We start from the raw sequence: 23,470 nt of genomic DNA, 5'->3' as shown, positions 1-23,470 counted from the left end.
GTTGTAGAAGTGAGTGTACTGTGACCTTCCTTGATTCTGGCCTGTTGCTCGTCCTTCTGATTGTTGCGCCGGTGATGGGCGCGCTCGTCATTGCGGCTCTCGCGGCCACCTCGGCCGAAGCCGGCCGGCGGTATGCCCTGGCCGTTGCCCTGACAACGGCTCTGCTGACATGCGGGCTGTCATGGCGGTTGATTGGCCGCCAGACCGCCCCGGTGCTCGTCGTCAATGCGCCGTGGATTCCCACGCTGGGCGTCTGGTTTCACCTGGCTGTGGATGGTCTCAGCCTGTGGCTGATCCTGCTGGTGACGCTGCTGACGCCGCTGGCGATGCTGGCCAGTACGGCGATCACGACCCGGCGCCACATCTACTTCATGCTGGTGCTGCTGTTTGAAAGCGGGCTGATCGGCGTTTTTCTGGCGCGCGACCTGGTGACGTTCTATGTGTTCTGGGAAGTCGTGCTCATCCCGGCCTACTTCCTCATCGGCCTGTGGGGCGGGGAGAACCGTCTGGCAGCCGTCACCAAATTTTTCCTCTACACCGTTGCCGGAAGCCTGCTGATGCTCGCGGCGATCATCGGCCTCTATGTGGCGCATGGGCAGGCCACCGGGCGCTATACCTTTGACCTGGAAACGCTCGTCAAGGCGCGCAATCTGCTTTCGCCGGACCTGCGCCAGTGGTGCTTCTGGGGGTTTGCCATTGCGTTTTTCGTCAAAATTCCGGTGTTTCCGCTCCACACCTGGCAGGCTGACACCTACGCCGAGTGCCCGACGCCCATCACGGCGCTGCTGGCGGGGGCCATGTCGAAAATGGGCACCTATGCCCTCGTCCGGTTTGGCGTCGGACTGTTTCCCGAAGAGGCTCAGGCGTGGGCGCTGCCGGTGCTGGTGCTGGCCGTGGTCAGCATCCTGCACGGGGCGCTGGTCGCCATGGTGCAGACCGATCTGAAACGGCTGCTGGCCTATTCATCGCTCAGTCACTTGGGGTTTGTGACGCTGGGGGTCTTTTCGTTCACGGCGTATGGCGTCGAAGGCGCGATGTTTCACATGGTGGCGCACGGCGTCACAACCGGCGCGCTCTTTTTGCTCGTCGCCATGCTGGAAACCCGGCGGCAGACGACCGACCTGGGCGAGTTTGGCGGTTTGGCCCAAGCGATGCCCCGGTTTGCCTTCCTGATGGTTCTGGCCAGCCTGGCCTCAGCCGGCGTACCGTTCACCAACGGCTTCATCGGTGAGTTCCTGACTCTGCTGGGGGCTTTCACGGCCACACCGGGACGCTGGTTTGCCGTCGTGGCGGCCAGCGGCATGGTGTTGTCGGCGGTGTATCTGCTGACGGCCGTGCGGCGTACGCTTTTTGGGCCGCACAAAGCCACCTTCGAGATGCCGGATGCCGACTGGCGGGAAGTGCTGACCGTGGCGCCGCTGGCAGCTCTGATGCTGGTGATGGGCATCGCCCCCCGGTTCTTTCTGGAGGCCACGCGCCCGGCGGTGCCGCCGGTGGTCACGGCAACCTCCCGCCCGTCCTGACACCCTTCATTTATCCGAATTCATCCGACGCTACGCTGGCGGCTGATCATCCGTTGGCCACGCCCACTGGCCGGACCCGCGTTGTGCCTCTGCCGCAGACGCGCCCGTGGGAAGGGTGTGCCCGTGCAATTCTTCCGTCCGGGCGAGCACAGGGCTTGACAACCGCAGCTTGGTGTAGCATGTTGGCTTCAACTTGAAAATCATTTTCATTTACTAAGTTTGCCAAGTGCCGCCATGCCGCCCTGAAATCTTTTACGTCCCCCAAGCAAAAAGCCTCCGGTGCGGCAACACCGAAGGCTTTGAGCACAGTGTCCACCCGGTAGGCAACAGGATGGCGCGTGTGCGCGGGCACTCTACCCGATGCGCCGTCCGCAATGAAGCTCTAAAAGCCGTTTGTCCGGCGTGCAGGGAGTGGAGTGTTATGTCAAATGCAGTGATGGTGATTTCGTTTGCGAAACGCGCGGCTTTCCCTTGGTCTGGCCTCCGGGCTGGCCGTGGTTATTCGTGGATTGGTGTTCTGGTGATGGCCGTGTGGTTGGGGGTGGTGGGCGTTGCCGGCGCGCAGGCTGAAGACCGGGGCGCTCTGACCGGCAGCGTAACCGATGGGCAGGGAGCGCCAATCGCCGAAGCCAGTGTGCTTGTCCGCAGTGTGGCGACCGGAAGTACGCGCATGGCCCTGACGGCCGCCGATGGCACGTTTACCGTCGGCGAACTGCGCTATGGCGTCTATCAAATCCGTGTCACACGGGAAGGATTTTCAGATGCCGTCGTCGAAGTGCGGCTTGCGGCACCAGGTGCAACCCTCGATCCCATTCGCCTTGCGCCGGGGACGATCCGGGAAATCGTCACCATCACGGCCAGCCGTACCGTTCGGGACACGATGACAACGCCGGAAGCCGTTTCGGTCGTGACGGAGCAGCAGTTGCAGGAGCGGCTGCCGGGGACGGCCGCCGACATTCTCCGCGATTTGCCCGGAACTTATACCCAGTCGCAGAGCTTCCAGACGCGCCCCATCATCCGTGGACTCGAAGGAAACCGTGTGCTGGTGCTGGTGGATGGCGAGCGCCTCAACCACGGGCGCACGCCGACGAGCCACGTCGGCAATGGCGTCGAGACGGGACTGGTGGATGTCGGTACGCTGGAAGCCATTGAAGTCATCCGGGGGGCTGGGTCGGTGCTCTACGGCACGGAGGCGCTGGGCGGTACGATCAACTTCATCACGCGCCCGCCGGCCACGGTGGACAGCGGGGTGCGGGTGAGCGGCGTGGTTGATCCCTTTTTCACCTCGAACGGCCCCGGTGGACGCTACGGCGGCAGCCTGAGTCTGGCGACCCGCCGCTTCACGGCCCGCGTCCGGCAGTCGTTTGAAAACTTCAGCGACTATACAGCCGGCGGCCCCGTGGAAGCCGGCTACGCCTCGGTGGTGCCACAGTTTGACCCGGTGACGCGCCGGGTGACGGGTTCGACCTACCGGACAAATGCCACGCGCGTCGAAGGTCGGTTCTTCTTCACGGAGCAGACTTTCCTGCGGTCGAGTTATGAGCGGCTTGCGTCCGCGCCCTACCGGTATCCGCTTCAGGGCACGTTCGACTTCCTGTTCAGCAACCGCGACAAGGTCAATATGGGATTCGTCGTCCGTGATCTGTCACCGGTGATTGCCAGTGTCCAGATCAGCGGCTACTACCAGTGGCAGCAGCGGCGCGACCAGGTCATCGTACGGGCGTTGCCAGCGCTGTTTCAGGTCACGGACCGGCAGATCAATCCCACGACGGGCGGCTTTGATGGGCAGGTCATCCTGACGCCGTTCCGCAACCACGTCATCACGGCCGGGATCAGTTTCTACCGGGACACCAGCGCCGATGATCGGATTGTCATCCGGGGAACATTGCCGACGTCGTCTGGCGGTCTGACCCCGGCTGAGGCGCAGACGCTGGCCGCGCGCATCCGTACCGACGGCGATGTGCTGCGTTCGCTGCGCAACAGCCAGCCCCGGCGGGATGTTCCGAACGCCAACTTTCAGGACCTGGCCTTTTTCGTGCAGGACGAATACACCCCCAGCCGTTATGTGCGGCTGATCGGCGGGCTGCGGGTGGATGGCTACCGTTCACGAGCGCTGGATACACCGAGTTACGACATCTTCAACCTCATACCGCCCGGAACGGCTGGTATCAACGGTCTGGAGTCGCTGCGCCATGCGAATGTGGCCGTCACGGGGTCGGGCGGCATCGTCGTCAGCCCTATCCCGGCGGTCAGTCTCGTGGCGCGGGGGGCGCGCAGTTACCGCGAACCGAACATCTTTGACCGCTACAATGCCGGGGCATCCCACACGCTTAGCCCGACGACGCGCAGTATCACGATTCCAAACCCGGATTTGCGCCCGGAAACCGGCATCAATCTCGATCTGGGAGCCAAGGTGCGCTTTACGCGGTTTTCGGGTGCTTTCACCTACTTCCGCAACAACTACACCAACTTCATTGGCAACTTTGGCACGCCGGTGCCGGGTCTGGCGCCGATACCCAACCCGATTCCAGGGGGCGTGCCGCTGGCTGTGCTTCAGCGCCAGAACCTCGGCCGCATCCGCATGCAGGGGATTGAAGCCGAGTTTGAAGCGCCCTTCCGGCTGCCCGATGCATTGCGGTCATCGTTCGTGACGCTGCTGGGCAATCTGAGTGTGACGCGCGGAGACGACCTGCGGGCGAACCAGCCGGTGGACCCGTTCAACTTTCCGGTCGTGCCGGTCAAAGCCGTGCTGGGGACGCGCTGGAACTCGGCCACGAACCGCTACTGGATGGAGTATCGGTCGCGCATCGTCACGACCCAGCGCCGGTTGCCGCCCGGCAGCCTCTACGCACGGCCAGGCACGGCACGCCTGGGTTTCACGGTGCACGACGTGCGCGGCGGCGTCAACTTTGACCGCGAACGCTACGGTGTGGCGCTGACCCTTGGGGTGGAAAACCTGGGCAATCGCTTTTACCAGGACCTGTTTTCACTGTTCGATGCGCCGGCGCGGGGGCGTGCGTTCGTCGCCGGAGTGCGGTTGCGGTTTTTCTAATGCTCCAGGAGCCTGTCACTTATGGACATTCAATCGCTGTTTCGTCTGCCCGAAGACCCGGACCAGATACCCATCCCTGTGCGAATGTGGCTGTGTCTGGAGTGTGGCAACTTTCACCTGGCCATCGGTGGCGCCCACTACACATTTTCGCCGGAGCAGTTTCGCCACTTTGTGCGTGGCGTCAACGAGTGCGCCGTTCACTATGGACTGAGTGGCGTCGGGTTTGCCGAAACCCTGCGCCAGTGCTGCGCCACCGATCCGTTCGGGGCGCAAAACTAAGGGGGGCAATATGGGAAAAGCGCAGGCCAGCCGGCGGGCAGGACGCCCGCGCTCCCAGGGAGGGCATCATGGCAAAGGTGCGTGACCGCTTCCCGGAAAATGCCGAGGGGCCGTTTTATGTGGACCACCAGTGCATTGACTGTGACGTGTGCCGTTCGATTGCGCCCGACATCTTCGTGCGTCATGACCGGGGAGCTCACTCGTACGTGCTGCGTCAACCCGAAAACGAGGAAGAACGGGAACTGTGCCGGGAGGCGATGGAATCCTGCCCGGTGGAAGCCATCGGCGATGATGGCGACTGGTGAGCGCCCCATGGCCGAAATGTTTTTATTCCGACCTGACACACAAAGGAGAACCATCCGATGACTGCACCAAATCCAGCGGCTGAGTTGACAACCGACGCCGGCTATACGGCCGAAGACATTGCGCAGCAGTGGTCACAGTTGCGCCAGACCGAACCCAAACTCCGCATCCGTGACGCAGCCGCAAAGCTGGGCGTCAGCGAGGCCCAGCTTGTGGCGCTGGGCTGTGGGACGACGGCCACCCGCCTGAGCGCCGACTGGGGCGACTTCATCCGCGAACTGGAAGCCCTGGGGCCCGTCATGGCGCTGACCCGCAATGACGGCGCGGTGAGCGAAAAGGACGGCCACTACCGGAACGTCGAAATCTTTGCCGGGCACACCCGGATGGGGCAGGTGCTCGACAGCGGCATTGATCTGCGGCTGTTCCTTGACCGCTGGGCTATCGGGTTTGCTGTGTGCGAAGACTCGCCCCGTGGGCCGCGCCGCAGTTTTCAGTTTTTTGACGCCACGGGCACGGCCATTCACAAAACCTACCTGCGGGAAGCCAGTCATGTGGAAGCCTTCGAGGCATTGACCAAACGGTTTGCCGCACCCGATCAGAGCCGGGAACAGGCCGTAAGTGCCCCGCCGCCGCCAGTGGCCGAAATCCCCGATGCCGAAGTGGATGTGGCCGGTTTTCGGCAGGGCTGGCGCGAACTCAAAGACACGCACGACTTCATCCGCCTGACACATCGCTTCAAGCTGAGCCGGACGCAGGCGCTCCGTCTGGCGGAACCGGAAATGGCCTGGCAGGTGCGCCCGGACAGCTTCGGACGCATTCTCGAAGAAGTCGCCGCCGCGCGGGAAAACATCATGATTTTCGTCGGCAACCCGGGCTGCATCCAGATTCACAGCGGGCCGATTCACAACGTCAAGCTCATTGGCGAGTGGCTCAACGTTCTGGATGACGGGTTCAACCTCCACGTCCACGAGCCGAAGGTCCACAGCGCCTGGGTGGTCAAAAAGCCGACGGTGCGCGGGATTGTGACCGGAGTGGAGTTTTTCGATGCAACCGGCGAACAGATTGCCATTCTCCATGCCAAACGCCGGGAAGGTGAGACGCCCTCTCCGTTCTGGGCGGAGCTGTGTGAGTGTCTGACGCGGGTTTCATGACGCAGTTGGAATAAAGGCTTTTTGCCGCGCAGGGAAAGCCAAGACACTCCTGAGACCTGCGCGGCCGTCGGGGCGCGGACGGGGTATTGGTTGGTCAGGTCGCGTACTTCGCAACTCGGCCCCGACGTTTTTTTCTTGATCCTCCGGCGCGGCTTCTGGCGGAACCGCGCCGCCTGATGAAAGGCCTGATGAAAGGGAAGCCATGATGACCCTGAGACGTTGGTGTGCCGTTGTCGGGCTGGTCAGCCTTGGCCTGGGCATTCTGGGGGCCGGGAGCGGTTGTCGGCGCGATGTGACGACCCAGGCCGCGGTGCGGACGGTGACAGACGCCGCCGGGCAGCCGGTGGCCATCCGGGATGTGTCGCGGGTGGTCGCCGCCGGCGGGTCCGTCACCGAAATTGTCTATGCCCTTGGGGCTGAATCGGCACTGGTCGGGTGTGACGCATCGAGTCTCTACCCGGAAGCCGCCACGAAGCTGCCCCAGGTGGGGTATGTCCGGGCCCTGTCGTCCGAAGGAGTCCTGTCGCTGCGTCCAACGCTGGTGTTGACCGTCCCGGAAGCCGGTCCGCCGGAGGCGCTGGCGCAGTTGCGCGCCAGCGGGACACCGGTTCTGACCGTGCCGGCTGACCACTCACTGGAGGGCGTCAGGCGCAAGATTCGCGCTGTGGCGCAGGCGCTTGACCGCGAAGCCCAGGGCGAGGCGCTCATCCGGCAGTTGGAAGCTGACATGGCGCAGGTTCAGACCTACCTTGCCGAACGGCCTGCCAGACCGAAGGTGATGTTCATCTACGCCCGTGGGCAGGGCGCGGCCAACGTCGCCGGACGCGATACGGCGGCAGCGGAGATGATTCGGCTGGCGGGTGGCGTCAATGCCTTTGATTTTGAAGGCTACAAGCCACTGACGGCCGAAGCCGCCGTGGCTGCTGCCCCGGAGGTCATTTTGCTCCCGGCACGTGGATTGGAAAGCTCCGGCGGTATTGCCGGGGTGCTGTCCATGCCCGGTGTGAACCAGACTCCGGCCGGGCGCAACCGGCGGATTGTGGCGGTGGATGACCTGTTGCTGCTGGGCTTCGGCCCGCGAACCGGGCAGGGCGTCATGGAACTGGCGCGTTTGCTGCACCCCGAAAACGCACCCGAAAAGTGAGCGTGGCATGGCGGCTGTGAACATCCTGGCAACCCGTCCGCAAGCCCTTCGACTTCCCGGCCACTGGCTGATTGGTGGCCTGGCCGGCGCACTGTGCGGGATCGTGTTGTTGGCCGTGGGCATTGGCGCCGTGGCCATCACACCGGCGCAAAGCCTTTCCATTCTGGCTGAGTTGATTGGACTGGACGTTGGCGTGCCCTTTACCGAACAGCAACAGGCGGTGCTGCTCACGATTCGCCTGCCACGGGTGCTGTTTGGCGCGCTGGTCGGGGCCGGTCTGGCCATGGCGGGTGCCGCAATGCAGGGCGTTTTTCGTAATCCCCTGGCCGACCCCGGCATCATCGGGGTTTCGAGCGGCGCGGCGCTGGCCGCCGTGCTGTGCATTCGCACCAACGGGTGGTTGTTTGGCAAGGCCGGCGGGACGCTGGCCGTCTATCAGTTGCCCATTGCGGCGTTTCTGGGCGGGAGCCTGGCCGCTTTCATCGTCTATCGCCTGGCGCGCCGCGAAGGAACGCTGTCGGTTGGTCTGTTGCTGCTGGCCGGCATTGCCCTGGCGATGCTGGCGGAGGCGTTGCGGGGAGCGCTCATTTTTGCCGCCACAGATGACCAACTGCGGAGCGTGACCTTCTGGAGTCTGGGGAGTCTGGGAGCCGCTTCGTGGGTGAATCTCTCGATTGTCGCTGTGCTGGCTGTCCCGGCTATGGTCTGGCTGGGACGCCTGGCGCGCCCGCTCGATGCCCTGTTGCTGGGCGAGGCCGAAGCCCGGCATCTTGGCTTCGATGTCACCACGGTCACACGCCTGGCAATGCTGGCTGCAACGCTCATCGTCGGCGCCGCAGTAGCTTTTGCCGGCATCATCGGGTTTATCGGTCTCGTGGCGCCCCACCTCATCCGGCTTGCCGCCGGCCCGGGCCACCGGACGCTGCTTCCGGGGTCGGCCCTGCTCGGAGCATGTCTGGTCGTGCTGGCGGATTTGCTGGCCCGGACCATCGTCAGTCCGGCTGAAATGCCCTTGGGGGTTGTCACAGCCAGCCTGGGTGCGCCGTGTTTTCTGTGGCTGTTGTTACGGGAGCGGGGGTTTCGGTCATGATGCTTGAAGCGCGTCAGGTTGGCGTCGTTCTGGGCGGCAAAGTCCTGCTGGACAACATTTCGCTGACCCTGCTGCCCGGTCAGGTCACGGCCCTGCTGGGGCCGAATGGAGCGGGGAAGTCCACGTTGCTCAAGGTGCTGACCGGCGATGTGACGCCGACCTACGGCGCGGTGTATCTCGATGGCCGCCCGCTGGAGGGGTGGTCGCTCGTGGAGCGGGCACGGCGGCGGGCCGTGGTGCCCCAGGAATCCTCCCTGGCTTTTCCGTTCACGGCCTTTGAGGTTGTTCTGCTGGGGCGCGCGCCGCACGTGGCTCTGCGTGAAACACCGCAGGATGTCGCCATTGCCCAGCAGGCCATGGCGCAGACCCGTGTTGACCATCTGGCTGCGCGGGCCTATCCGTCACTTTCCGGCGGTGAACGCCAGCGCGTGCAGTTTTCCCGCGCCCTGGCCCAGATTTGGGAAGCCCTGCCCGGCGGGTCTGCACGGTGGCTGCTGCTCGACGAGCCAACTTCCAGCCTCGATCTGGCGCACCAGTACGAAGCGATGGCCGTGGCGCGGCAGCTTGCCCAGGAGGGCGTCGGCGTCGTGGTGGTCGTGCATGACCTCAACCTGGCGGCTTACGTGGCCGATGACATTGTGCTGCTTGACCGGGGACGCATCACGGCGGAAGGCCGCCCGGAAGACGTGCTCACGGCGGAGCGCATCCGGGCCGTATTCGGGCTGGATGTCGTCGTGACGCCACACCCGCATCACGGCCGGCCCTGTGTCGTGCCGCTTCCGCCGTCCCGGCCGGGCAGTGAAGGGCGGCGGGAGCGCCCGATGTCCTCACCGATCCTGCGTTTCCGCCTGGTTTCACGGTAGGTGGTGAGTGGTAGGGGCGACTCGCGAGTCGCCCGTACTAGCGAGTGGCGAGTAGCGAGTGGCGGGTGGTGACGGGATGAAACGTCCGAACCCGGCCATGTTTGCCCGGCTGTCTGGCCGGGCCGAGGCCGCCTGGCTATGCCCCGGCTTCGGCGACGAGTTCCCACTCGGCGTAGAGGGCTTCGAGCTGCTGCGTCAGCTTTTCGTACTGCTGGTGAAACTCGCTGTAACGAACCGGGTCGGTCGCCACTTCCGGCGTGGCCATGGCGGCGGAGACCGTAGCCAGGTCGGCCTCGGCGCGGGCAATGTCGGACTCGATGGCTTCCACGGGGCGCACCTTGCCCCTGGGTTTCTTTTTGGCTCCGGGTGATGTCCCGGTGGGGGCGGCTGGGGGCGCGGCTGGGGGCGCAGCCGGTGACGGAGCATGCGCCTGAGCATGCGTCTCGGCTGGCTGGGCAGTGGGTCTGGCGGTCTCGGCGGCTTTGGCGCGCCGGGCGGCTTCGCGCTGCTCCGCCTGGCGGATTTCCCACAACTCGCTGTAGCTGCCGTCAAAATCGCGGCTGCTGCCGGGTTCAAGCCAGAGCAGGCGGGTGGCGACGTTGTCCAGAAAATAGCGGTCGTGCGACACGATGAGGCACGTGCCCGGATACTGCACCAGCGCCATTTCCAGCGCCTCGCAGGAGGGAATATCGAGGTGGTTGGTCGGCTCGTCGAGGATCAGCACGTTTGAGCGGCTGTAAATGAGCTTGGCCAGCGCCAGCCGTCCCCGCTCGCCGCCGGACAATGCCCGGATTGGCTTGAAAATATCGTCGCCGGTAAACAGGAACTGGGCCAGAAACGAGCGCAGCTCCAATTCGGTAGCCGACGGGTTGAGACTTTGAAGTTCGGCAAAAATCGAGTTGGCGAGGGTCAGTGACTCCAGCCGCTGGTCGTAGTAGGCGGTTTTGACGCCCGTTCCCCAGCGCAGCGTGCCTGTCACCGGCGGCAGGATGCCGAGCAGCGTTTTGAGCAGGGTGGTTTTGCCGGCGCCGTTGGGGCCGACGATGCCCAGCTTTTCGCCCCGGCGGACAACCAGATTGAAGGGGCCGGCCACCGCCTTGCCGCCATACCCCACGCGGAGGTCTTCGAGTGTGAGGACCCATTCGCCCGAACGCGGCACGTGCTTCATCGAGAAGTTGCCCTGCGGGGCATCCACCGTGGCGGCTTCGATGCGCTCCATACGGGCCAGCAGGTTGCGCCGCGACTTGGCCTGTTTGGTCTTCTGTCCGGCGATGTTGCGCCGGATGAACTCTTCCTGGCGGGCAATCTCTTCCTGCTGTTTTTCGTAGTGCCGCTGCTGGATTTCCCGCAGCGCGTCCCGTTTGGCGACGTATTCGGTAAAGCCGCCCGTGTAGGAAGTCGTCTTTCCACGGTCGAGTTCGATGGTGCGGGTCGTCACCTGGTCGAGAAAAAAGCGGTCGTGGGAAATGACCAGATAGGCGGCGGCGTAGCCGGTGAGGAAGTTTTCCAGCCACTCGATGGCGCGCAGATCGAGGTGGTTGGTCGGTTCGTCGAGCAGCAGGATGTCGGGCTGCCGCAGCAGCAGCATCCCCAGGTGGAGGCGTCCCTGCTGGCCGCCACTCAGCCGGACGGCCGGTGTGGAAAAGTCCTCTTTGGTGAAACCGAGACCGAGCAGAACTTCCTCGGTGCGGGCCGGGTAGGTAAAGCCGCCCTGTTCTTCAAAACGGTGCTGGAGTTCGCTGTAGCGTTCGAGCAGGTCTGCCAGGTGGTCTGCATCCTGCTCCGGCTCGGCCATGGTGTGTTCGAGCTGGCGCATCTCGCGCTCCATGGCCTGAAGTGTGGAAAAGACACTGAGGGCTGCTTCCAGCACCGTCACTTCCGGGGGGAAGTGGGGGTGTTGTTCCAGGAGGCCGAAGGACAGGTTGGTGGCGCGGATGATCTGTCCCCGGTCGGGTTGGTCCAGCCCGCACAGCAGCCGCAGCATGGTGGATTTGCCGGCGCCGTTGCGCCCGACAAGGCCAATCTTTTCGCCCGGATTGACCTGACAGGTCACGCCGCGCAGGATGTCATGCCCGCCGTAGCTTTTATGGACATCTTCAAAGCGAAACAGCATAGGTCCAACCGCTCACCCTTCGGGTTTCGTGTTGCTGGCACGGTCCGGGTGAAACGGCGATTGTGCCCATCCACAGTGACTTCGGCAAGCGCCCTTGACTCCATTGAAGCGCCTTTCCAGAAAAGACCTATCGCCGAAACGGTACATTTCAGTCATGATGAGCGCGTTCGGCCCAGCAAGGCACATCTTCATTTCAGGGTAGCGCCCTATGTCGGTTTCGTCTTCACCTTCCGTTGCGGTCGTCGTCAGCGTGGCTGAAAGCCACCGGGAACGCATGGCCGAAGTCGTGGCCGCTTTGCAGGCGGCCGGATTGACGGTGGCCCGCCGGCTGCTTGCACTTGGCCAGGTGACAGGTTCCGTGCCACGGGAGCGTCTGCCCGAACTGGAGCGGGTGCCGGGCGTGGCCTACGTTGAACTGTCGGGTGATTATCACGCCCTGTAAATACCGAACGGAAGAACGGGCTGTGGTGCCGGCCCCGAACGGTGTCCGGCATCCGGTGCGGTCTCCGTACTGACGCCATGAGGGTCAAGATTTTCTACCACGATCACTGTTTCGATGGCGCCTGCTCCGCGGCCGTCTTCGCCTGTTTTTACCGGCGGGCTTTTGACGCACAGACCGAGTTCAGTTACGCCGGCCTGATGCACCGTCCGGGGGGCAGTTTTGGCGAGATGCAGTTTGATGCTGATGAGCATGCCCTCCTCGATTTCAAGTTTCATCCAAGTGAAAAAATCACCTGGTGGTTTGACCATCACCAGAGCGCCTTTCTGACCGTCGTGGATGAAGCCCTGTTCCGGGCGGATACGAGTGGCAGGAAGTTCTTTGATCCGGGTTACAAGTCCTGCACGAAGTTCATTGCCGACATTGCGCGTGACCGTTTCGGGGTGGAGCTGCCGGAGCTGGCCGAGTTGATTCACTGGGCGGACATCATTGACGGGGCGCAGTATCCCGACGCCGAAACGGCCGTCAATCTCAGCGCCCCAGCCATGCAACTGACGCTGGTGCTGGAAGGGTCGAAGGACCATCGGCTGCGGCAATCCATCGTCCGGGCCCTGCAGGTACGCTCCCTGGCCGAAGTCGCCGCCGGGCCGGAAATCCAGGCGGCCTTTGCGCCCATTCAGGCGCGTCATGAGCGCGCCATCGAGATTTTCCGTCAGGTGGGCGAATGTCACGACGGCGTGGTGTTCTTCGATTTGACCGGCTACGACATCGAGGGCTACAACAAGTTCATTGCCTACTGGCTGTATCCACAGGCGCGCTACAGTGTCAGCGTCAGTCGTGGCGCCCATCGGTCGAAAGTGTCGGTTGGTTACAACCCATGGAGCGGACGCCCGCGCGAGCACAACATTGCCAGTATTTGCGAGCGGTATGGCGGCGGCGGGCACGCGGTGGTCGGGGCCGTCTCGCTGGCGCCGGAAGCCCTGGAGCGCGCCAGGGTCATTGCGCGTGAAATTGCGGCCGAGTTGCGGGATGTGTCCACCGTTGAACCGGCGTAGGTGAAGTGCCGTGCAACCCATTCTTTCTGCGGCCCACATGGCCGAAGTTGATCGGCTCACCAGTGAGCAGTTTGGAATTCCCGGACTGCTGCTGATGGAAAACGCGGCCCTTGGCGCGACCTTGGCCATCGAGCAGCACTTTGGCCCGGTTCAGCGGCGGCGCGTCCGGGTGTTTTGCGGCAAAGGCAACAACGGCGGTGACGGCGCGGCCGTGGCGCGGCAGCTCTGGATGCGCGGCGCGCATGTCGAATTGCTGCTCTTTGGAAAACGCGAGACCGCCCGTGGCGATGCGCGCGTCAATTTCGACATCGTGGCGCAGTTGGCGCAGGCGTCGCCGCAGATTCGGCTGGTGGAACTTCAGAGTGAAAGCGACTTCGCGGCCCTGCTCAACAACAGCACCTCGCGTTTCAACCTGCACGTGGATGCCCTGTTCGGGACGGGGCTGGCGCGCGGACTGGAAGGCATGTTCGTCCGGGTGGTGGAGTACATCAACAGCGCCCGACAGTACATCCCGGTGTGCGCGCTGGATGTGCCGTCGGGACTGGCGGCCGATCTGCCGCATCCGGTGGGGGTCCACGTCGTGGCCGATTTGACCGTGACCTTTACAGCGCCAAAGGTGGCCAACGTGCTGCCGCCGGCCGGGCACGTCAACGGAAAACTGCGGGTGGTGGACATCGGCTCGCCGGAGTGTCTGCTACGCGCCACCCCGAATCACCGGGCGGCGTTGTTTCTCATTACGGAAGAGGGCGTACGGTCATACCTGGAGCGTACCCGCCGGATGCCGGATGCCCACAAGGGGAATGTCGGGCATGTGCTGCTGATGGCCGGGTCGCGCGGAAAAACCGGCGCGGCGGCGCTGTCAGGTGCAGGTGTGCTGCGCGCCGGGGCCGGACTGCTCACCATGGCGATTCCAGCCAGTGCCCAGTCCCTGCTCGTCAGCCAGTGTCTGCCGGAAGCCATGACGCTGGCGTTGCCGGATGACGGCTACGGGCGGTTGACGGAAGATGGGCTGCGCGCCGGTTTTGCGGTAGCGAACCAACATACGGTCTGTGCCGTTGGGCCCGGACTGGGCACCGATCCGGCCGTGCGTCGCCTTGTGCAGTGGATTGTGCAGGAAGGAAAGTCTCCCACCGTCCTCGATGCCGATGCGCTCAACTGTCTGGCGCCATGGCAGACCGGACGCGGCACACCGGAGCGTCCCCTCATTCTGACGCCCCATCCGGGAGAGATGGCGCGGCTGCTGGGGGTGTCTGTCAATGACGTGCTGGTTGACCGGCTGGGCGCGGCCCGCCGCCTGGCCACGGCCCACCATCTGTTTGTGGTGCTCAAGGGCTACTACACGCTGATTGCGACTCCGGAAGGCGACGTGTACATCAACCCGACGGGCAACGCCGGCATGGCCACGGGGGGCAGTGGCGATGTTCTGACCGGCATCGTGGCCGGTCTGCTGGCGCAGACCCCCCACCTGCCGCTCGAAGCCACGCTGGCCGCCGTGTACCTGCACGGGAAAGCGGGCGATCTGGCCAATGAGGCGCTGGGGGAACGTTCACTGGTGGCTTCCGACATCCTGCGTTTTCTGCCCCAGGCTTTCAAAGCCCAGGACTCAGCCGGCCAGACCTCAGCCAGATAAGTGACACGCCCGGACCGGAATGCCGGTGCTGCCGGCAGGGGGGGAAGCTTCAGGGTGTGGGGACACGCGGCTCCGTGGGTGGGTGAACCCTGGCCGGTGCGGCTGTCTCCGGGGAGGGAGAAAAGGCCGGCACCGGAATGCCGGTCGGGGTGCGCCGCGCCTGTAACCGTGAGTCCGTCGCCGGCTCCTCCCGCAACGGCGCTGCCTTGGCTTCCTTCGGCAGAAGGACGCTGACTTCCGCCCCTGAAACACCATCCGTACGGTTGCGGATATAAATCCGCCCGCCGTGATCCGAAACGATCTGATAGACAATCGCCAGTCCCAGCCCGGTGCCGCCCTCCCGGTTGGAGTTGAACGGTTCAAACGGACGTTCCAGGTTGTCGGGGGGGAAGCCGGTTCCGTTGTCCATGAGCCGGATTTCTATCTGGTCAGCCAGTGGTGTGAGAACGATGCGAAGTTCGCCCCCGTGCGGCATGGACTGGAGGGCATTGCGGGCCAGATTCCATACCACCTGTTTGATCTGGTCGCCGTCGGCCACGATGGCCGGCAGGTCGGGTGGGGACTGGAGCGTAAAGGTGTGTTCGGGCCGGGTCTCCGGGCTGTGTTCCAGCAGGGAAAGTGTATCGCTGATGAGCCGGTCGAGCTGGAGGCTGGTCAGTTGCAGCGGCCGTGGGCGGGCATACCTGAGAAAGTCTTCGATGGTGCGGTTGAGGCGGTCGGATTCGCGCAGCACAATGCGCATGAGCTTGTGTTGTTCGTCGTCGAGCCGGAGTTCCGACTGAAGCATCTGAATCGAGCCGCGCATGGCGGCCAGCGGGTTGCGAATCTCGTGGGCAATCCCGGCCGCCATCTTGCCGAGCGCCGCCAGCCGGTCTTGGCGGCGGATTTCTTCTTCGAGCTTGAGGATTTCCGTCAGGTCCTGGAAGGAAAAAACATAACCGGTCGTTTTGCCGGACTCGCTGGTGAGCGGGGAGACGGCAAAACCAAGGTGCAGGGAGCGCCCGTCGGCAGCCGGGCAGTCGGCTTCAAACCGGTGAAAGGCTTCCTTCTCAAGGTGGCCTGACGGAAGCGCGCCTGATGTGGAGGTCGGGTCAAACTTCTGGCTGAGGTCGCCGAAAACTTCCTGGAGGCGCTTGCCGCGCACCGCCCGGGCGCGGTGGCCGGTGATTTCCTCGGCAGCGCGATTGAAGGTGATGATTTTGCCCTGCAAATCCACGGTCACCAGTCCGCTCTTGATGCTTTCAACGATGCGTTCATTGAGGGCGCGCAGTTGCGCCAGGTCACGGGCGGCGGCTTCCAGTTCGGCATCGCCGCGCCGCAGCCGCTCGGCAAGCTGGCCGCCGAGCACCGTCAGCGCCAGAATGGCGACGACATAGAGCAGCGGATTGTTTTGCAGGTAGCGTTCGTTCTGCTCGACGATGGCATAGCCGCCCACGAGAAGGCCCACCTTGAAGGAAACGAGCAAGCCCACGTAGGCGACAGCGCAGCTTACGCCAATGACAATGGTTCCCAGGCGCGGCAAAATCATGGCCGCCACAAAGATGATGACCAGATAGAGCGGCACGAGCGGGAAGGCCGAATCCCGCATCTGGTAGGTGAGCCATGTGACGGCCAGCACGTCACCCAGCAACTGGACGTAGGCCTGCCAGAGGTATTGCCCGGACATCCGCAGCCAGGTGAAATACACCACCGAGAGAAACCCCACGGCGACCACCAGCAAAACCAGAGGCTGGGGATTGATGTCGGCATTGGCCCACGAGGCATCGGCCCGCGCCATGGCCACGGCCAGCGAAAGCAGAATCGAGACGACGACGAGCCGCGAGACGATGAGATTGAGGAGGCGGGTGTACAGCGGGTTCATAAACCGTTAGGTCTGCGGCAGCCAGCGCCAGTCCAGGCTCCAGTCAAAGATGACGACCTCGATACTGGCATCCGGGGCGCACTCGACAACGAGCGCGGCACAGATGCCATCCCGTGAAACATTCCTTATGAGCCAGGTCTGTCCAGAAACGTCCTGCATGGTGATGTGGGAGGCATCTCCCGCGCAAGCCCTGGCCCAGGGGAGGTCAATGCGCAGCAGGCGGCGCAGGCTGGCTTCACCCCGGGCCTTGAGCCAGGCTTCGTGGCACACCCAGTACCAAGTCATCGCCTGTCGCTGTTCCTCATCCGGCAGGGTGCCCAGCGTGCGATATGCCGCATCGGACAGGCACCGCCGGGCGAGACCCCGCCAGTTGGCCCGTCGGTGGGGGGCTTCGACATCCACCCCCACCCGGCGGTGGCAGGTGACGGCCAGCAGGCCGAGGTCGCCGGTATGCGTCAGGCTGAACGTCAGATGGGGCGTCTCCGGCAGGTAGGGCTTGCCGTTGGGCGTGTAGGCAAACCGCAGGTGCTGGGGGGGCAGACCGAGGTAGCTTCCCAGAATGGTGCGCAGCCGGGCGCGTCCCAGGCAGAACTGCTGGGCAGCCGCCGGCCGCCGGAAGCGCCGGGCCTGCTGCCGCTCATCGGCGCTGAGCAGACTTTCCACAGCTTCCACAGGGGCTGACCGGGGCAGGGGCAGCCACCAGAGATGAACGGCCGTAGGGGAGAGCGCCGTCTGCACCTTCGCCGGAGTTGCCGATTGTTCGGGAGTCTGGTTTAAGTAGGGGGCGGTCATTGATTTTGAGAAGACGGCTTGGACTGCGCCATGTCTTTCCTGCTTGCCGAACGCCTGTTCACCGCCTTGTTTGGCGAACCTACCGGGCCACTGTATGACGAGGGCTACGTGGAGCGCCGTCCCGCCCGTCCGGGCGCGGCACGCCCGCTGCAATACGAACTGCTGCTGGATGCGCCCACCCTCAAGCTGCGGCACTACCTTCCTTTGCGTCGTCCGCGCCGGCGGCTTCCGGTGCTGCTTGTTCCACCGCTGATGGTGACGGCCGATGTCTTCGAGCTGCATCCACGGCGCAGCCTCGCGCGTTACCTGGTTGAACAGGGCTATGATGTCTTTTTGCTCGACTATGGTAAACCACAGTCCCGCGACCGTCGCCTGTCACTGGGGCGCTACATCGAGCACCGGGTACATACCGGGGTGCGGGTGGTCAAGCAGGTGACGGGATCGGATGAACTGTCGCTCATTGGTTACTGCTTGGGCGGTATTTTTGCCAACTGCTATGCCGCGCTGCATCCGCAGTCCGGCATCCGCAATATCGTCACGATTGGCACACCGACGGATTTTTCGGCCATGCCACTTCAGCGGATTCTGGCTGGAGTTTCCCGCCAGCCGCTCGAAACGTTGGCGGCCACCTACGGTTACATTCCGGCGGCCGTCTGCAATGCATCCTTCCACCTGCTGCACCCGGACGCCATCCTGCGTCACCCGCTGGAGTTCTGGCGCAGCCTGCGTGACCCGGACTTTGCCGCGTCGCCGCGCCCGGACGGGGGGCGCCACCTTGAATATGTCAACCTGACGGCAGCCGCCTTCCGGCAGTTGTGGCATAACTTCGTCATGGGCAATGAGCTGATGCAGGACCAGTTCACCATTGGCCGCCGCCGGGTCAACTATGGACGCATCCAGGCGGCGGCGCTCGTTCTGGCCAGCCGTGAAGACCGGCTCGTGCCGCCGGCGGCCGTCACGGCCGTGACCAAAAAACTGATGACTCAGGATGTGACGGTACGGTTCGTCAAGGGAGGTCACCTGGGGATGCTGATGGGTTCACGGGCGGAACGGACCTGGCGCCTCACGGCCGAGTGGCTCGACACCCGTTCCCGCTACCGTTCCCGCTACCGGGCGACGCCGGCGCCCAAAGCCAGGCCGGCCACGGTTGTTCCGCTGCCGGCGACTTCCCTCCCGCTGCCGGTGGCCCTGCGCAAGGTCTCCTGAAGTCCCCTGAGTCGGGTCAATCCATGGAAACGGTCACGTATGAAGTCCAGGCGGGGGTAGCCGTCGTCACGCTGCGGCGGCCGGAAGTGCGCAACGCCGTGGATGATCCCACCGCGGCAGCACTGGATGCGGCTTTCCACCGCTTCGAAGCGGATGATGCCTGTGCGGTCGCCATCCTGACCGGCGCCGGTGGTCACTTTTGCGCCGGAGCCGACCTCAAGGCCGTGGCCGCTGGCGCCAGAGTCAATCTCCGGGAGACCGGACTGGCCCCGATGGGGCCCACCCGCCGCTGCCTCCCGAAGCCGGTGATTGCCGCCATCGAAGGCTATGCCGTTGCCGGGGGGCTGGAACTGGCCCTGTGGTGTGATCTGCGGGTCGCCGCCCGGACGGCGGTGTTCGGTGTGTTTTGCCGTCGCTTTGGCGTGCCCCTCGTAGACGGCGGAACCGTCCGCCTTCCCCGGCTGATCGGATTTGGGCGGGCCATGGACATGATTCTGACGGGCCGCCCGGTTGCTGCCGAAGAAGCTTTGGCGATGGGCTTGGTCAATCGCCTCTGCCCGGAAGGCAAGGCGTTGGAAACTGCGCTGGCTGTGGCGCAATCCATCGCAGCTTTTCCCCAAACCTGTCTGCGCAGCGATCGCCAGTCGCTGTATGAACAGGCCGGATTGGACTGGGAACAGGCGCTCCGAAATGAGTTCCGGCGCGGAATGGATGTGTTGGCCACGGGCGAAACCCAAGCCGGCGCCCAACGCTTTGCAGGTGGTGCCGGTCGCCATGGAGCCTTTGAATGAAGCGCCCGGTCTGGCGGAGCGGCAGCGTCGTTTTGGCAGTTGGGTTGGCCCTTGTCCTGAGCCAGATGCTGGTGGCGCAGCAGCGTCCGCGCCCGCGTCCCGTACCGTCTCTGAATGGCCGGGTTGCCATTGCTCCCACCACACTTTCCACCGACTGGCTCTACCTGGACCCGGATAGTGCGCGCCAGGAACCGCTGGTGACGGAAAACGCGGTGTATGTTCCGCTGCGCACCGGGAAGGTCGTGGCCCTGGCGCGAACGGACGGCGCGCGACTGTGGGAAAGCGCGCCGGGCGTGGCCACCACGGCCAAACTGTATCGCCTGGGAGATGCCCTTCTGGCCTGTGCCTCCAGCCCGGCGGCGGATGGCTCCCCGCCGGGCGGTATTGTCCGCCTGCTCGATCTGACGACCGGCGTGGTTCGCCGTGAAGTGACGCTGCCAGCGCCCATCACTTCGCGGGTGGTGGAGGATGGTGTCCGGCTCTATGTCCGGCTCGGAGCGGCAGAGATCGCGGCGCTTGACCCGCATGACTTTTCCTGCCGCTGGTCCGTTGCCGGGGACTTCACGGAGCATCTCACGTATGCCAGGGGAACGGTTTTCGTCGGCACTTCCGCCGGCGCGCTCTGGGCGTTGGACGCCGGGGACGGTCGTCGCCAGTGGGACTGTGCGCTGGGCGCGCCGCCCGGGCCGGCTGCCATCGGAGGGGAGATGGTGTACTGTGGCACGTCCGACGGCGAGGTGGTGGCAATTGGACGCGCCGATGGGCGCTTGCGGTGGCGGCGGCGAACGGGGGCTGCCGTGATGGCCCCGCCGCTCATCGCTCATCAGCAGGTTCTCGTTGCCTCGTATGATAACTTTCTTTACGCCTTCCATCCGCAGACCGGCGAGCTACGCTGGCAGCAGCAGATGGCAGGTCGGTTGGTGTCGCCCCCTTCCTGGCTGACGGAGACGACCCTTGCTGTGGCTGCCCTCGATGACCGTGAAATTACGGTCGTGCAGGCGCCGGATGGACGCATCGTGGCGCGGTGGCAGCTTGCCTCCGAGCGCATCTTTTCGGCGCTGCACGTGGAACAGGGGATGGTGGTGATGGCAACTGAACGGGGTATTGCCGCGGCCCGGCTCCAGTGACACTTCCAGATGGGTGGCGGCGTGCCGGAAGGGGAAATTTGCGGAGGCGCATGCGGTCCGGTGGCCGTCACGAACTTCAAATTCGCTGCGTCCGTGTGGCAACACGGATGGGTGGGTTCGACTCCCACACGCCTTCGCCCTGCTGATGCGCTTTGCTGAACGCCGGTTGCCGGAATCAGCAGGGTCCCGGAACTGGATTGCGGTCATGCGGCGTGCTAACGAATAATCGGCCGCAGGCGCGTACTTTCGACGCAGGAGTTATCCATGTCAAACGCCCTCAACCTGCCCCACCTGACGGAAGCCCCGGCAGCAGCGCATCCGGGTTGGTCCCGGTGGTGGCACTGGTCGGTTCTGCCCCTGTCGCTCGTCGTCTCGGCGGCCCTGGGGGCGCTTGCCACACTGCTGTTTCTGCAGTGGTTTGCCACGACGGATGACCAGCGGCAGGTAGCCGCCCTGGCCGACTTTCAGCCCAGTGTGGTGACGCACGTGTATGCCGATGACGGGCGGACGGTGATTGGGGAATTTGCCTTGGAGCGGCGGGTTCCGCTGTCCTATGACGAAATCCCGTTGCGCATGCGCCAGGCCATCATGGCCATTGAGGACGCCCGCTTCGAGTACCACTGGGGCGTGGACCCGATTGGTTTGGCCCGGGCCGCCTGGAAGAACTTCCTTGCCGGGCGGACGGTGGAAGGCGGCTCAACCCTCACCCAGCAACTGACCAAGATTCTGTTCCTGTCGCCGGAGCGAACCCTCGAACGCAAAATTCAGGAAGCCATCCTGGCGCTGCAAATCGAACGGCAGTACACCAAAGAGCAGATCATGGAGTTGTACTGCAACCAGATCAACCTGGGTGGGGGCGCGTATGGCGTTGAAGCTGGCGCGCAGTACTACTTTGGCAAATCCATCAGGGACTGCTCGATTGAGGAATGCGCCCTGCTGGCGGCGATTCCCAAGGCCCCTTCCGGTTACTCGCCCATTTTGCGTCCGCAGGAAGCCAAGCGCCGGCGCAATCTGGTGATTACCAACATGCTCGAAGCGGGCTACATCACGGCGGCCGAGGCCGAAGCCGCCAAAGCCGCCGATCTGAAGCTCAACGTCACCTCGGCGCGGGAACTCAACACCAGTGGGCCGTTTGCTTACGTTGTCGAAGAAGTCCGCCGCGAACTTGAAAGCCGCTTCGGAACGCGGGGAACTCACACCGGCGGCTTGCAGGTCATCACCACGATTGATGCCCCGGCGCAGATTCAGGCCGTCAATGCTGTACGGTGGGGGCTGCACCGGTATGAAGAACGCCACGGCGGCAGCCGGCGGGACATCCCCATCCCGAACGTGCTCGACGAACTCAAAGGCAAAGACCTCTCCACCTACCGGCACCCGGAATGGGCCTATGAGCCGTTCAACGGTATGTATCTGCACGGACTGGTGATGCGCGTCACCGGTCGGACGGCCGAAGTTTCCTTCGGCAAGTACCGGGCGACGGTCACATTTTCGCCCGACCATCCCCTGCGCGAAGGGGACCTGCCGATGTTTGTCATCAAAAGCGGTGCGCCGCGCAACAACGCCCTGCAGCCGGTGACGGACATCCCGGCGCCGCCGGCTCCAGCCTCGCCAGCTTCAGCGCCGCCAGCTTCAGCGCCGGGGCGCAAGGGACGGCGCGAGTCCGCTCCGTCCACCGCCCCACCACCTTCCAACGGGGTGCTCCAGGTCGAACTGCGTTCCCTCCCGGCCGTGGCCGGGGCCATGCTGTGCCTCGATGCCAGGACGGGCGAGATCAAGACCATGGTCGGCGGCTATGACTTTTCGCAGTCAAAGTTCAACAATGCCACTCAGGCCAACCGGCAGACCGGTTCCTGCTTCAAGCCGTTCATTTACACCGCGGCCATCGAGAACGGGTGGACGCCGGATGATCTCGTTTCCGACACCCCGTTTCAGTCCGGCAACTGGTCGCCCCGGAACTATGATGGCGGCTTCACGGGGCCGATTCCGCTGCGTACGGCGCTGGCCAAATCCCGGAACATTCCGGCCGTCCGCTTGCTGGCCAGTGTCGGAATTCGGCGTGGGGCAGAAATGGTCCGGCGCTTTGGCATTACCAATCCCATGGCACCGTACCTGCCCTCGGCGCTGGGGGCGACGGAAGTGCCCCTCATTGAGATGGTTGCGGCCTATTCAGTCTTTCCGAACAAGGGCAAACGGGCCAAGCCCCACCTCATTCGGCGGATTCTCGATTATGATGGACGAACGCTCTTTGATTTCGACCGGGATGAAACGGAGCGTGAGACGCGGGTCATTTCGGATTACGTTGCCGCCCAGATGGTGGACATGATGCGCGGCGTCGTGGACGGCGGCACAGCCACGAAAATCCGCGCCGTGGCGGATGGCGATCTCAACAAGCGTCAGATCGGCGGCAAAACGGGAACGGTCAACGACTGGACCGATGCCTGGTTTATTGGCTACACCCCTTCCATTACCTGCGGGGTGTGGATCGGCTACCCCGGAGAAAAACGAACCCTTGGGAAAGGCGAAACCGGAAGTGAAGCCGCGCTCCCGATGTGGATTGAGTTCATGAAGGTCTATCTGCGTGGCAAACCGATTGAAACCTTCGACAAAGCTCCGGCGCCGGACAACGAACTCGAAAAACTCCAGGCCGAGCGTGACCGCCAGGAACGCAAGGAACTTGAAAGCGGGATTGCAACCCTGATGGAGGATACGGAGACCTCATCGGCCAAGCGGGCCATCACCGGTCGGGAGGCCCCGCCACGTGATGATGAACCGGCCCGGCCCCGCCGGGAACGGACGCTGATGGAGGAAACCACCGGGCAAACCGCCGTGGACGAAGCCCAGTCGGCGAAGCGCGCGCAGCGACAACGCACGCCAGAGCCGGGCGATGCGCCGCCAGCCCCAAAGTCGCCGGTCAAGAAACCATCATTCGTCACGGATGAACCACCCAGGCCACCCCGGCGGGAGCCCCCCGCCGCACCCCGGCGTAATACACCGGGAGTCAATCGTTGACGGCTTCGGTGCGAGAGACCATCCGTGTCCACGAAGGAAGAC

At 64.1% G+C, this 23,470-nt stretch carries 18 protein-coding genes and 1 tRNA gene; 16 read left to right on the top strand and 3 right to left on the bottom strand.

Going from position 1 to position 23,470, the window contains the following annotated elements; translation table 11 throughout:
- Positions 1-20 precede the first annotated feature (20 nt).
- The 8 genes from J8C05_RS06555 (at position 21) to J8C05_RS06520 (ending at position 9,405) form a co-directional block, all read left to right on the top strand.
- On the top strand, positions 21-1,523 hold the full coding sequence (locus J8C05_RS06555; RefSeq protein WP_211421467.1) for a complex I subunit 4 family protein: 1,503 nt from the start codon (positions 21-23) through the stop codon (positions 1,521-1,523).
- Positions 1,524-1,944: 421 nt separating this feature from the next.
- Complete coding sequence (locus J8C05_RS06550; protein WP_211421466.1) at positions 1,945-4,575, top strand: TonB-dependent receptor; 2,631 nt, start codon at positions 1,945-1,947, stop codon at positions 4,573-4,575.
- Positions 4,576-4,596: 21 nt separating this feature from the next.
- Complete coding sequence (locus J8C05_RS06545) at positions 4,597-4,854, top strand: hypothetical protein (protein WP_014099841.1); 258 nt, start codon at positions 4,597-4,599, stop codon at positions 4,852-4,854.
- 68 nt (positions 4,855-4,922) lie between these two features.
- Complete coding sequence (locus J8C05_RS06540; RefSeq protein ID WP_211421465.1) at positions 4,923-5,159, top strand: ferredoxin; 237 nt, start codon at positions 4,923-4,925, stop codon at positions 5,157-5,159.
- A 57-nt stretch (positions 5,160-5,216) separates the two neighbouring features.
- Positions 5,217-6,308 (top strand): hemin-degrading factor, encoded by a 1,092-nt coding sequence (locus J8C05_RS06535; protein ID WP_211421464.1) that lies wholly within the window; start codon positions 5,217-5,219, stop codon positions 6,306-6,308.
- Positions 6,309-6,510: 202 nt separating this feature from the next.
- On the top strand, positions 6,511-7,452 hold the full coding sequence (locus J8C05_RS06530; RefSeq protein ID WP_211421463.1) for a heme/hemin ABC transporter substrate-binding protein: 942 nt from the start codon (positions 6,511-6,513) through the stop codon (positions 7,450-7,452).
- A 7-nt stretch (positions 7,453-7,459) separates the two neighbouring features.
- Positions 7,460-8,542 carry a FecCD family ABC transporter permease gene (locus J8C05_RS06525; protein WP_211421462.1) on the top strand — a complete coding sequence of 361 codons (1,083 nt, stop codon included), beginning with the start codon at positions 7,460-7,462 and terminating at the stop codon, positions 8,540-8,542.
- Positions 8,539-9,405 (top strand): heme ABC transporter ATP-binding protein, encoded by an 867-nt coding sequence (locus J8C05_RS06520; RefSeq protein ID WP_246604574.1) that lies wholly within the window; start codon positions 8,539-8,541, stop codon positions 9,403-9,405. Before J8C05_RS06525 ends, J8C05_RS06520 begins: the two co-directional genes overlap by 4 nt.
- Before the next feature lie 136 nt (positions 9,406-9,541).
- Here J8C05_RS06520 and J8C05_RS06515 read toward each other — a convergent pair whose 3' ends face one another.
- Complete coding sequence (locus tag J8C05_RS06515) at positions 9,542-11,518, bottom strand: ABC-F family ATP-binding cassette domain-containing protein (RefSeq protein ID WP_211421461.1); 1,977 nt, start codon at positions 11,516-11,518, stop codon at positions 9,542-9,544.
- Between the two features lie 208 nt (positions 11,519-11,726).
- Between J8C05_RS06515 and J8C05_RS06510 the strand changes: the two genes are divergently transcribed.
- The 3 genes from J8C05_RS06510 (at position 11,727) to J8C05_RS06500 (ending at position 14,642) form a co-directional block, all read left to right on the top strand.
- Positions 11,727-11,960: a hypothetical protein gene (locus tag J8C05_RS06510; RefSeq protein WP_058867576.1), complete on the top strand. Its 234-nt coding sequence runs from the start codon at positions 11,727-11,729 to the stop codon at positions 11,958-11,960.
- A gap of 77 nt (positions 11,961-12,037) precedes the next feature.
- Positions 12,038-13,012 carry a phosphoesterase gene (locus J8C05_RS06505; protein ID WP_211421460.1) on the top strand — a complete coding sequence of 325 codons (975 nt, stop codon included), beginning with the start codon at positions 12,038-12,040 and terminating at the stop codon, positions 13,010-13,012.
- Positions 13,013-13,022: 10 nt separating this feature from the next.
- Positions 13,023-14,642 (top strand): NAD(P)H-hydrate dehydratase, encoded by a 1,620-nt coding sequence (locus J8C05_RS06500; RefSeq protein WP_281503750.1) that lies wholly within the window; start codon positions 13,023-13,025, stop codon positions 14,640-14,642.
- Between the two features lie 49 nt (positions 14,643-14,691).
- Here the strand turns inward: J8C05_RS06500 and J8C05_RS06495 are convergent, their stop codons facing one another.
- Positions 14,692-16,503 carry a two-component system sensor histidine kinase NtrB gene (locus J8C05_RS06495; protein ID WP_211421458.1) on the bottom strand — a complete coding sequence of 604 codons (1,812 nt, stop codon included), beginning with the start codon at positions 16,501-16,503 and terminating at the stop codon, positions 14,692-14,694.
- Positions 16,504-16,509: 6 nt separating this feature from the next.
- Positions 16,510-17,295, bottom strand: coding sequence for a 4'-phosphopantetheinyl transferase family protein (locus J8C05_RS06490; RefSeq protein WP_211421457.1), 786 nt, complete (start codon positions 17,293-17,295; stop codon positions 16,510-16,512).
- A 30-nt stretch (positions 17,296-17,325) separates the two neighbouring features.
- On the opposite strand from J8C05_RS06490, the gene J8C05_RS06485 reads away from it, so the two are divergent.
- The 5 genes from J8C05_RS06485 to J8C05_RS06465 all read left to right on the top strand — a co-directional run bounded on the left by J8C05_RS06485 (position 17,326) and on the right by J8C05_RS06465 (position 23,428).
- Positions 17,326-18,501: an alpha/beta fold hydrolase gene (locus J8C05_RS06485; RefSeq protein ID WP_211421456.1), complete on the top strand. Its 1,176-nt coding sequence runs from the start codon at positions 17,326-17,328 to the stop codon at positions 18,499-18,501.
- Between the two features lie 23 nt (positions 18,502-18,524).
- Positions 18,525-19,292 carry a crotonase/enoyl-CoA hydratase family protein gene (locus J8C05_RS06480; protein WP_211421455.1) on the top strand — a complete coding sequence of 256 codons (768 nt, stop codon included), beginning with the start codon at positions 18,525-18,527 and terminating at the stop codon, positions 19,290-19,292.
- A complete protein-coding gene (locus tag J8C05_RS06475) occupies positions 19,289-20,419 on the top strand; it encodes an outer membrane protein assembly factor BamB family protein (protein WP_211421454.1) in 1,131 nt (376 codons plus the stop codon). The genes J8C05_RS06480 and J8C05_RS06475 overlap by 4 nt, the downstream gene beginning before the upstream one ends.
- A 42-nt stretch (positions 20,420-20,461) precedes the next feature.
- A tRNA-Sec gene (locus J8C05_RS06470) sits at positions 20,462-20,556 on the top strand.
- A gap of 127 nt (positions 20,557-20,683) precedes the next feature.
- Complete coding sequence (locus J8C05_RS06465; RefSeq protein WP_211421453.1) at positions 20,684-23,428, top strand: penicillin-binding protein 1A; 2,745 nt, start codon at positions 20,684-20,686, stop codon at positions 23,426-23,428.
- The last annotated feature ends 42 nt before the right edge of the window (positions 23,429-23,470 follow it).

The organism is Chloracidobacterium sp. N (genome assembly GCF_018304765.1).
GTDB classification, from domain to species: Bacteria; Acidobacteriota; Blastocatellia; order Chloracidobacteriales; family Chloracidobacteriaceae; genus Chloracidobacterium; species Chloracidobacterium aggregatum.
This window is presented reverse-complemented; position numbering and strand designations above follow the sequence as displayed.